7 protein-coding genes are annotated in these 9,401 nt (G+C 74.8%); 6 read left to right on the top strand and 1 reads right to left on the bottom strand.

The genetic code is table 11. The annotated features are described in order from the left end of the window. The first annotated feature begins 217 nt into the window (after nt 1-217). The 5 genes from murJ to ACWCP2_RS37870 all read left to right on the top strand — a co-directional run bounded on the left by murJ (nt 218) and on the right by ACWCP2_RS37870 (nt 6,179). Complete coding sequence (gene murJ / locus ACWCP2_RS37890; protein WP_450913081.1) at nt 218-2,026, top strand: murein biosynthesis integral membrane protein MurJ; 1,809 nt, start codon at nt 218-220, stop codon at nt 2,024-2,026. Next, the gene (locus ACWCP2_RS37885) at nt 2,016-2,792 is read left to right on the top strand and encodes a polysaccharide deacetylase family protein (RefSeq protein ID WP_450913080.1); all 777 of its coding nucleotides are present in this window, start codon (nt 2,016-2,018) and stop codon (nt 2,790-2,792) included. The genes murJ and ACWCP2_RS37885 overlap by 11 nt, the downstream gene beginning before the upstream one ends. Beyond that, complete coding sequence (locus ACWCP2_RS37880) at nt 2,789-4,258, top strand: glycosyltransferase (RefSeq protein ID WP_450913079.1); 1,470 nt, start codon at nt 2,789-2,791, stop codon at nt 4,256-4,258. Before ACWCP2_RS37885 ends, ACWCP2_RS37880 begins: the two co-directional genes overlap by 4 nt. A 71-nt stretch (nt 4,259-4,329) precedes the next feature. Continuing rightward, a complete protein-coding gene (locus ACWCP2_RS37875) occupies nt 4,330-5,040 on the top strand; it encodes a lipopolysaccharide biosynthesis protein (RefSeq protein WP_450913078.1) in 711 nt (236 codons plus the stop codon). Further along, nucleotides 5,037-6,179: a GNAT family N-acetyltransferase gene (locus tag ACWCP2_RS37870; protein ID WP_450913077.1), complete on the top strand. Its 1,143-nt coding sequence runs from the start codon at nt 5,037-5,039 to the stop codon at nt 6,177-6,179. Before ACWCP2_RS37875 ends, ACWCP2_RS37870 begins: the two co-directional genes overlap by 4 nt. Before the next feature lie 14 nt (nt 6,180-6,193). On the opposite strand, the gene ACWCP2_RS37865 is transcribed toward ACWCP2_RS37870, so the two are convergent. Beyond that, on the bottom strand, nt 6,194-7,861 hold the full coding sequence (locus ACWCP2_RS37865) for a glycosyl hydrolase (protein WP_450913076.1): 1,668 nt from the start codon (nt 7,859-7,861) through the stop codon (nt 6,194-6,196). A gap of 294 nt (nt 7,862-8,155) precedes the next feature. Here ACWCP2_RS37865 and ACWCP2_RS37860 point away from each other — a divergent pair. After that, nucleotides 8,156-9,401 (top strand): carboxylate--amine ligase (locus ACWCP2_RS37860; protein WP_450913075.1); only part of this gene is annotated, 1,246 nt, incomplete at its 3' end.

The following is a 9,401-nucleotide window of genomic DNA, read 5'->3' as shown; positions in this document are numbered from 1 at the left end:
CGTCCCCCCCGCCGCGGCCCTTGAGGTAGGGGGTGGAGGCCCTGCCCGCGGCGCGGCCGCGCCGGGCCTGGTGCCCGCCGGGTCCGGGGCCCTCGGGACCGGCACCCTCGGGACCGGGCTGCCGGGGAGCGCGTCCCTGGACGCGGAACCGCTCCCCTCCGGAGCGGTGCGCGGGTCCGTGGCGACCGGAACCGGTCGGGAGCCGGGCACCGCCGCGGTGCGCGGGTCCGTACGGGCCGGGGCCGGTCTGGAGCCGGGCCCTGCCGGGGCGCGCGGGTCCCTACGCACCGGGGCCCGTCGGGACCCGGGTGGCGGCGCGGGGCGCGGCGCGGCCGGCGCCGGGCGTCCGGGCGGCGACGCGAAGGAAGCGGGTGACGGGGCCCGGCCGGGGAGCGGCGGGGCGCTCGCCAAGGCCGCCGCCGTGACCGCCGGGCTGACCGCGGCCGGGGCGGTGTTCGGGCTCGTCCGCGACCAGACCATCGCGCACCTCTTCGGAGCCGGGCACGACAGCGACGCCTTCCTCATCGCCTGGACCGTCCCCGAGATGGCCTCGACGCTGCTCATCGAGGACGCCATGGCCCTGCTGATGGTGCCCGCGTTCAGCCACGCCCTGGCCCGCCGGGCCGCCAGCAGGGCCGGGCTCACCCGGCAGGAGGCCCGCGCGCAGGATCCCGTACGGCTCCTCGTGGGGGCCACGCTGCCGCGGCTGCTGGTGCTCCTGGCCGCCGTGGCCTCGGTGCTCATCGTCGCCGCGCCGCTCGTCGTGGGCGTGCTCGCGCCGGGGCTGCCCGACCCCGGGCTCGCCGTCGAATGCACCCGGATGACCGCCCTGACCGTGCTGTCCTTCGGGATCGCCGGCTACTTCAGCGCCGCCCTCCGGGCGCACCGCTCCTTCGTGCCGCCCGCCGCCATCTACGTGTCGTACAACGTCGGCATCATCGGGACCATGGTCGCCCTGCACGCCCTGTGGGGGGTGCGCGCCGCCGCCGCCGGGGTCGCCGTGGGCGGAGTCCTGATGGCGCTGGTCCAACTGCCCGCCTTCATCCGCAACGTGGGCTTCGGACCGCCCCGCGCCGTGCTGGCCGCGGGTCCCGCGCGCCGCCAGCGCGACCGCGACCGGCCGACCCTGATCGCCTTCGGGGTGATCGCCCCGGTCATCTTCTTCGCCGTCTTCCGGCAGTCCCAGGTCCTCGTCGAGCGGTTCCTCGCGGCCTCGCTGCCGTCCGGCGCCATCTCGCACCTCAACTACGCCCAAAAAGTGGCGCAGATGCCGATGGTGCTCTCCCTCATGATCTGCACCGTCACCTTCCCCGTCGTCGCCCAGGCCATGGCCGGCGGGGAACGGGACAAGGCTCGCAGGAGGGTCGAGCGGGACCTCGCGCTCGCCTCCCTCGCCGTGCTCATGGGCACCGCGCTCGTCATCGGGTACGCCCCCCAGATCATCCAGGTCCTCTTCGAACGCGGGGCGTTCACCCACGCCGACACCGAGGCCACCGCCTCGGTCATGCGGGTCTACGGGCTCGGCCTGCTCGGCCACTGCCTCGTCGGGGCGCTCTCGCGGCCCTTCTTCTCCACCTCCCGGCCCACCTGGTTCCCGGCCCTCGCCATGGGCTCCGGACTCCTCGTCAACATCGTCGCCGGAGCCTTCGCCGTGGGCTGGTGGGGCATCTACGGGATCGCCGCCGGCAACGCCGCCGGCATCTCCACCACCGCCGTACTGCTGCTCACCGGACTCGGCTCGCGGATCATCGCCATCCAGGTCCGGCGGGTCGCCATCAGCATCGGGCGGCTCTCCGTCGCGGCCCTGGCCGCCTGCGCCACCGGCTGGATCGCCGGACCGATGATCCCCGACCCGCTGGTCAGCGCCGCCCTCGGCTGCCTGCTGGTCCCGGCCATGTTCGGCGCCACCGGCATGGCCATACGGGCCCTGGAGGTCACCGCCCTGCCGGGCCAGCTCGCCCAGCTCACCGCTCACCTCACCGACCGGCTCACCCAGCTCACGCAGAGGTTCCGCAATGTCCGCTGACACCGAAACGGCGCGCCCCGCCGCCGCGGCCCCGGCCCGCCGCACCGGCTCGCCGTGGGTCCTGATGTACCACTCCGTGGCCGAGTTCACCGATCCCGCGGAGGACCCGTACGGCATCACCGTCACCCCGCGCGCGCTGGAGGCCCAGCTGCTGTGGCTGCGCTCCCGGGGGCTGCGCGGGGTGTCCGTCGGCGAACTGCTGCGGGCCCGCGCCGCCGGGCGGGACGCCGGACTGGTCGGGCTGACCTTCGACGACGGCTACACCGACTTCCTGACCCGCGCGCTGCCGCTGCTGCGGCGCTACGGCTGCACCGCCACCCTCTTCGTCCTGCCCGGGCGGCTCGGCGTGGACAACGTCTGGGACCCGCTGGGCCCCCGCAAGCCCCTGCTCACCGCCGAGGGCATCCGCGAAGTCGCCGCCGCGGGACAGGAGATCGGCTCGCACGGGCTGCTCCACCAGGACCTCACCGCCGCGTGCGACGACGTACTGGCGCAGGAGCTGCGCGGCAGCCGCGAGCTGATCCGGGAGCTGACCGGGACCCTGCCCGCCGGATTCTGCTACCCGTACGGGCACCTCGACGCCCGGGTCGTCGCCGCGACCCGGGCCGCCGGCTACGGGTACGCCTGCGCCATCGACCCCGGCCGCCTCGCCGGACCCCACGCGATGCCCCGTACGCACATCAGCCAGGCCGACGGCGGCCCCCGGCTGCGGATCAAGCAGATGCGCCACCAGGTGCGGGAGCTGCGCCGGGCGGTGCACCTGTGACCCCCGGAAAGGTGCTGCACGTCATCACCGGACTCGGAGTCGGCGGCGCCGAGCAGCAACTGCGGCTGCTGCTGCGGCACATGCCGATGCACTGCGACGTCCTGACGCTGACCAACCCCGGGCCGGTCGCGGACGGGCTGCGCGCCGACGGGGTCCGGGTCGTCCACCTCGGGATGCGCGGCAACCGCGACCTCGGGGCGATGCCGAAGCTGGTGAAGTTCATCCGGCGCGGCCGCTACGACCTGGTCCACACGCACCTGTACCGGGCCTGCGTGTACGGGCGCCTCGCGGCGCGGCTCGCCGGCGTACGGGTGAGCGTGGCGACCGAACACTCCCTGGGAGCGGCCGAGATGGAGGGCCGCCCGCTCTCGGGCGGGGTACGGGCCCTGTACCTGGGGAGCGAGCGGCTGGGAGCCGCGACCGTGGCCGTGTCGGACACGGTGGCGGCCCGCCTGGAGGCCTGGGGGGTGCCGGCCGGGCGGGTGCACGTGGTGCCGAACGGGATCGAAGCCGCGCGGTTCCGCTTCGAGGAAGGCGTACGGCGGGCCACCCGGACCCGGACCGGACTGCCCGAGCGGGCCTTCGTGGTCGGCGGCGTCGGCCGGCTGGTGCCGGGGAAACGCTTCGACGTCCTGGTCCGGGCGGTGGCCGCGCTGCCCGGCGCGCACCTGCTGCTGGCCGGGGACGGGCCGGAGCGGGCGGCGCTGCGCCGGCTCGCCGCCGAGCTGGGGGCGCAGAGCCGGATCCACCTGCTGGGGGAGCGGGACCCGCTGGGCGACAGCACGGACGGGCGGACCCCTGGGATCCCGGCGCTGCTCAGCGCGATGGACGTGTTCGTGTCCCCCTCGCGGGAGGAGGCCTTCGGGCTGGCGGTGATCGAGGCACTGGCGGCGGGACTGCCGGTGCTCCACGTCACCTGCCCGGCGATCGACGACCTGCCCGCGGCGCAGGCGCCGGGGGCGCGGCGGATCGGCACCGGCACGGAGGAACTCGTCGCGGCGCTGCGCGGGCACATGGAGGCCGGCGCGACGCGGCTGCCGCCGCCGGGGGTGGTGCGGCGGTACGACATCGCCCGGAGCGCGGCGCAGCTGCTGCACGTGTACGACCTGGCGATGGCCGGCTCGCCGGCCGGGTCCCGGGGCGCGGTAGCGCTGCCCGGCCCCTCCCGGGGCCCCCGGGGCGCCGACCCGGCGGCTCCGCAGGGCCCGGCGCCGCTGCCGGGGACCGGTCCCCTGACCCCTGCTCCTCAAACGCCGGAGGGGCTGGATGTGGCCCCGGCCGGTCCGGGTTCGGCCCCCGCCGGCCCGGATCCGGCCCCCGCCGGTCCGGGTAGGGCGGCGGCCGGTCTCGGTCTGGCCCCCGCCGGGCTGGATCCGGCTTCTGCCGGAGGTGCCGCGCCGGCGGGCGTCGCGGGACGGGCCGATGACGGACCGCCCGGGGCCGTGCGCGGCGGTGAGAACGGCTGAGCCGCCCCCCGCAGGGGTCCGCGGAGAAGGACCCGAACCACACCACCCGTCACCAGGAAAGAGGCACGCACATGGCGGACACCGCCGACCAGAAGAAGTCCACCCACCGGCGCCGGGTACGGCTGCTGTCGCCGCCCGTGTGGTGGCCGCTGCCCGCCGCCGCGCTGCTGGGGCTCGCCGCGGGCGGGGCGTACGGGGTGCTCAAGGCGCCCGAGTACGCCGCCACCAGCTACGTCGTCGCCGTTCCGGACGACACCACCGAGCCGGCCACCGCGCTCGGCTTCGCCCAGGCCTACGCCCGCATCGCCACGAGCAGTTCGACCCTCGCGTACGCCCAGCCCCGCGCGGGCATCAGCGTGCAGCAGCTGCGGACCCAGGTCCGCGCCGAGACCTCCCCCGAGTCCCCGATGATCGCCATCACCGGCACCGCGAAGAGCGCCGGCGAGGCCGCCGACATCGCCAACGCCGTGGCCGACGCCCTGTCCCTGAGCAGCAACCAGGCCGCCAAGAACACCGGCGTGCAGCTGCTCCTCTTCAACCAGGCCGTCGCGCCCAGCGACCCCGCCTCCGCGTCCCCCGCCCTCGGCGGAGCGGTCGGGCTGTGCGCGGGCGGGCTGCTCGGCGGGCTGTGGCTGCTGGCACGGCCCGCGGCCGCCCGCCGGCGCGGCGAGGGTTCCGCCGAGGGGACCGGCGCGGACGCCGTGGAGAGCGTCGAGGAGTACGCCTCGCTGCCCGCGCAGGGTGAGCCGGCCGCGGCCAAGGAGAAGGAGTCGGTGCGATGACCTCCGGGTCGGCCGGGGCCCTGTCGGTGACGCTGTGCCGCGATCCCCGGCAGTTCGCCGCGCTGGAGGAGCCGTGGAACCGGCTCGTCCGCGCCTCTCCCACCGCCACGCCGTTCCAGAGCCACGCCTGGCTGCACTCCTGGTGGCTGTCCTACGGCAAGGACGGCCGGCTCCGCATCGTCCTGGTGCGGCGCGGGGAGGAGCTGGTCGGCGCGGCCGCGCTGATGCTCGTACACCGGCCCATGCCGCTGCTCGTGCCCCTCGGCGGGGGCATCACCGACTACTTCGACGTGCTCGTGGCAGCTCGGTACGCCGACCAGGTCGTGCCAGCCCTGGCCAACGGTCTGCACCGGGCCGCCCGCGGCGCGGTCGTCGACCTGCGCGAGGTGCGGCCCGGGGCCGCCGCCGAAGCCGTGTACGCGGACTGGCCGGGGATCGCCAGCAAGCTGACCGACTCCACCTGCATGGAGCTGCCGGCCATGCCCTTCGACGAGCTGGTCAAGCGGATGCCGGCCTCCGGCGCCCAGCGGGTGCGGGCCAAGCTCCGCAAGACCGACGCGGCCGGGATCGAGGAGCACGAGGTCACCGAGCAGGAAGTGCCGCGCGCGGTACGGACCTTGCTGCGGCTGCACGAGAAGCAGTGGCGCGGCCGCGGGGTGACCCCGGAACACCTCAAGCCCCGCTTCGCCGAACACCTGACCCGGGCCACGCGCCGGATGGTGCGCGCCGGGGAGGGCCGGCTGGCCGAGTTCCGGCTCGACGGGAAGGTGGTGGCCGCCAACCTCACCCTGCTCTCGGGCGCGCTCAGCGGCGGCTACCTCTACGGCGCCGATCCCGGTCTGCGGGACCGCAAGGTGGACGTGGCGACGCTGCTGCTGCGCTACGAGGCCACCCGCGCGCTCGAGGAGGGACGCCCGGTGGTGAGCTTCCTGCGCGGCAACGAACCGTACAAGAACCACTGGCGGCCGCGGACGGTGGTCAACCAGCGCTTCCTGCTGGCCACGGCCGCGCTCGCGCCCCTGCTGCGACTGCACGAGTCGCAGGTGACGGGGCGCGAGCGGGCGGTGGACGTGCTGCGGGAGGCGCTGCCGGCCGCCAGGGACTGGCGGGCGCGGCTCAACGAACTGCGGGTCCGATGACGCCTGCGTTCCGCCTAGAAGGGCCAGAAGCCGGAGTCCTTGCCCCAGTCGACCTTGATGCAGACCGACTGCTTGCCGACCAGCTTGGAGAGCCACTCGCCGAAGTTGATCGGCACGCACCACTCGGTGCTGTTGGCCGGCGGGGGCGTGGGCGGGGTCGGGGTCGGGGCCGGGGGCGTCGGATCCGGCTTCGGGACGACCGGCGAGGGCGCCGGGGACGGGACCTCGGGGCTCGGCTTGGGCACGACCGGGCTCGGACTCGGGCTGGCCGGGACTTCCGGACTGACCTCGGGATCCGGGTCCAGCGGGCTCGGGTCGACCGGGCTGGGGACGGCCGGGCTGGGGACAGCCGGGCTGGGGACGGCAGGACTGGGCTCGACCGGACTCGGGACGGCCGGGCTCGGCTCGACCGGGACCTCCGGGCTCGGGACCACGGGCGAGGGCTTCGGGACGACCGGGCTCGGGACGACCGGGCTGGGCTCGGCCGGGCTGGGCTCGACGGGGCTCGGGGCGACCGGGCTCGGGGCGACCGGGCTCGGGACCTCCGGGCTGGGGAGTACGACCGGCGGGGTGACCACCGGCGTCGGGATCTCGGGCGTGGGGACCTGCGGGGTCGGGACGACCGGCGTGGGCACCACGGGCGTCGGGACGACCGGCGTCGGGACCACGGGGGTCGGCACGACCGGGGTCGGAATGACCGGGTCGGGCCGCTGCGGGGTCAGCGCCTCACGGAAGACCTTCGTCGAGGCCGGGTTCTGCTTGCACTGCCAGACGCCGTGCGGGCAGTAGTCGGTGATGGTGTGGTAGAGCGGCTTCTGCTTCTCGATCCACTGCAGCATGCGCCGCACGTACTCCGGGTTGTCCCCGTTGCGGAACAGCCCCCACTCCGGGTACGAGATCGCTTTGCCGTGTGCGCGTGCGAAATCCACGTGCTGCTGGAGCCCGTACGGCTGGCTGATCTGGTCGTCGAAGGTCCGGCCGGGAGCCTGGTCGTACGAGTCCATCCCGACGATGTCGACCACGTCGTCGCCCGGGTAACACTTGGTCCAGCCGATCGCGTCCGTGCCGCGGTTCGGGGTGAAGTCGAACTTGAACTTCTGGCCCGGTACGGAGCGCATCGTGTTGACGACGCGCTTCCAGTACGCCTTCCAGTTCTCCGGGTCGGGCCCGCAGCGGTGGGTGTACGTGGTGCCGTTCATCTCCCAGCCGAGCACGATCACCGTGTCCGGGACGCCCAGCGCCACCAGCCGTTCGGCGAGCTTCCTGAAGTGCCGGTCGTACTGGCCCTCCGCGCCCGCCCGGATCAGCTGGGCGACCTGCCGGTCGGGGATCCGGTCCTCGTTGCGCTCCTGCATGGGCACGTTGAGGACGAACATCCGGTCGTCCCGCTGGCGCCGCCACTGGGCCCAGTCGTCCAGGAAGCTGACGCCGCCTTCGATGCCGGCCCACTGGTCGCCGGGCAGATAGGTGTGCCCGACCCGGATCTCCTTCCCGCCCAGCCAGTTCGACAGGAACGGGATGCGGGCCACTCCGGGCGGCCCGTAGTCGAGGTAGGCACCCATGGCGATGTCGGATCCGGTGCTCTGCTCCTCGGGGGCCGCGAGGGCGGCCCCGGTGGCGAGCAGTCCGGCCGTCACCGTTCCGATGCAGGTGCTCGCCAGTCGGCGGCGTGGTCTGGGCATGGCGTCTCCCGAGCTTTCCTGAATCGGTGTGCTTACCAAAGACGTTAGACATCACATCTGACGAATGGCCTGTCCGGTGACGTCCGCCTAGGCCATTCGCACGTGCGCACCCTCCCCGCTTGGTCCGACTAGGTGAAAGACACCGTTCCCATGCACGCGCATCCCAGCCAAGTGCCCGCAGTTCTGCTCAGACTCGATCGGAATCCGTTCCACCACGGAACCCTCGGCGCCGTCAGATCCCTTGGGCGCGCGGGTGTGGAGGTCCATGCCGTCGTCGAGGCCGGGGGAGGTCCCATGGGGCGTTCGCGCTATCTGCGCGCCGTGCATCCCGGACCCTCCGGCGGGCTCGACCCCGAGGCCCCCGAGGCGCTGCTGGAGTGCCTGACCGGGGTCTCCGAACTGATCGGCCGTCCGGCGGTGCTCATCGCCATGGACGATCTCAGCGCGATCGCCGTCTCCCGTGTCGCGCCGATGCTGACGGACCGTTTCCGGATCCCCCATCAGCCCGACGACCTGCCGGCGCGGGTGGCGGACAAGGCGGAGCTGTCGCGGCTCTGCGCCCGGTGGGACGTACCGCACCCCGAGACCGTGATCCCGGCGAGCGGGGCCGAGGCGGCGGAGGCCGCGTGGCGACTGGGGCTCCCGGTGATCGCCAAGTGGAGCCGGCCGTGGCTGCTGCCCCAGGGCACCGGCCTGCGCAGCACCACCCTGCTCCACGCGGCCGCCGAGGCGCGGCGGCTGTACGAGCGCTCGGCGGAGGCGGGGAGCCGGCTGCTGCTCCAGCGGTTCCTGCCGGCCGGGCCGGACACCGACTGGTTCTTCCACGGGGCGTTCGGCCGGGGCGGGCGTCCGCTGATCACCGGGTCCGGCCGCAAGGAGATGTCCTGGCCGGTACGGACGGGGCTGACGGCGGTCGGGCGGTGGCTGCCGGATCCGGCGGTGGAGGAGGCGGGGCTGCGGCTCGCCGAGCGGCTCGGCTACCAGGGGATCATGGACCTGGACTTCCGCCGGGACGAGCAGGGCGTCTTCCGCCTGGTGGACTTCAACCCGCGTCCGGGGGCGCAGTTCCGGCTCTTCACGGACGCGGGCGGCCTGGACGTGGTCCAGGCGATGTACCTGGACCTGACGGGCCAGCGGGTCCCGGAGCCGTCGGGCGGACCGGGCCGGGTCTTCGTGGCGGAGAACTACGCCCTCCTCGCGGCGGTACGGGGCCGCTCGCTCCCGCGCCGCCCCCCGGCTCCACCCGCCACGGCGGGCACCGGGGCAGCCCCCGCGCGCCGGGGCCGCGGCCGCGGCCGCGAGCGGGGAGAGGTGGAGGCGGCGTGGTTCGCCGCCGACGACCCGATGCCGTTCCTGGCGATGCTCGCCGCCTTCCTGGGACGCGGTGCGTTCAAGGGCCTGCGGGAGACGGTCACCTCGTCGCCGACGCGCACCTTGGAGCCGCACTTGAGCACGGCCGGGCCCCGGGCGGTGTCGAAGTGGCCGATCAGTACGGCGGGCCCGGTCTCCCCGGGCGTGACGCCCTTGTCGTACCAGCCGA

The organism is Streptomyces sp. NPDC002104, assembly GCF_053593795.1.
Note: the sequence above shows the minus strand (reverse complement) of the source record. Positions and strands in the feature narration are given on the sequence as shown.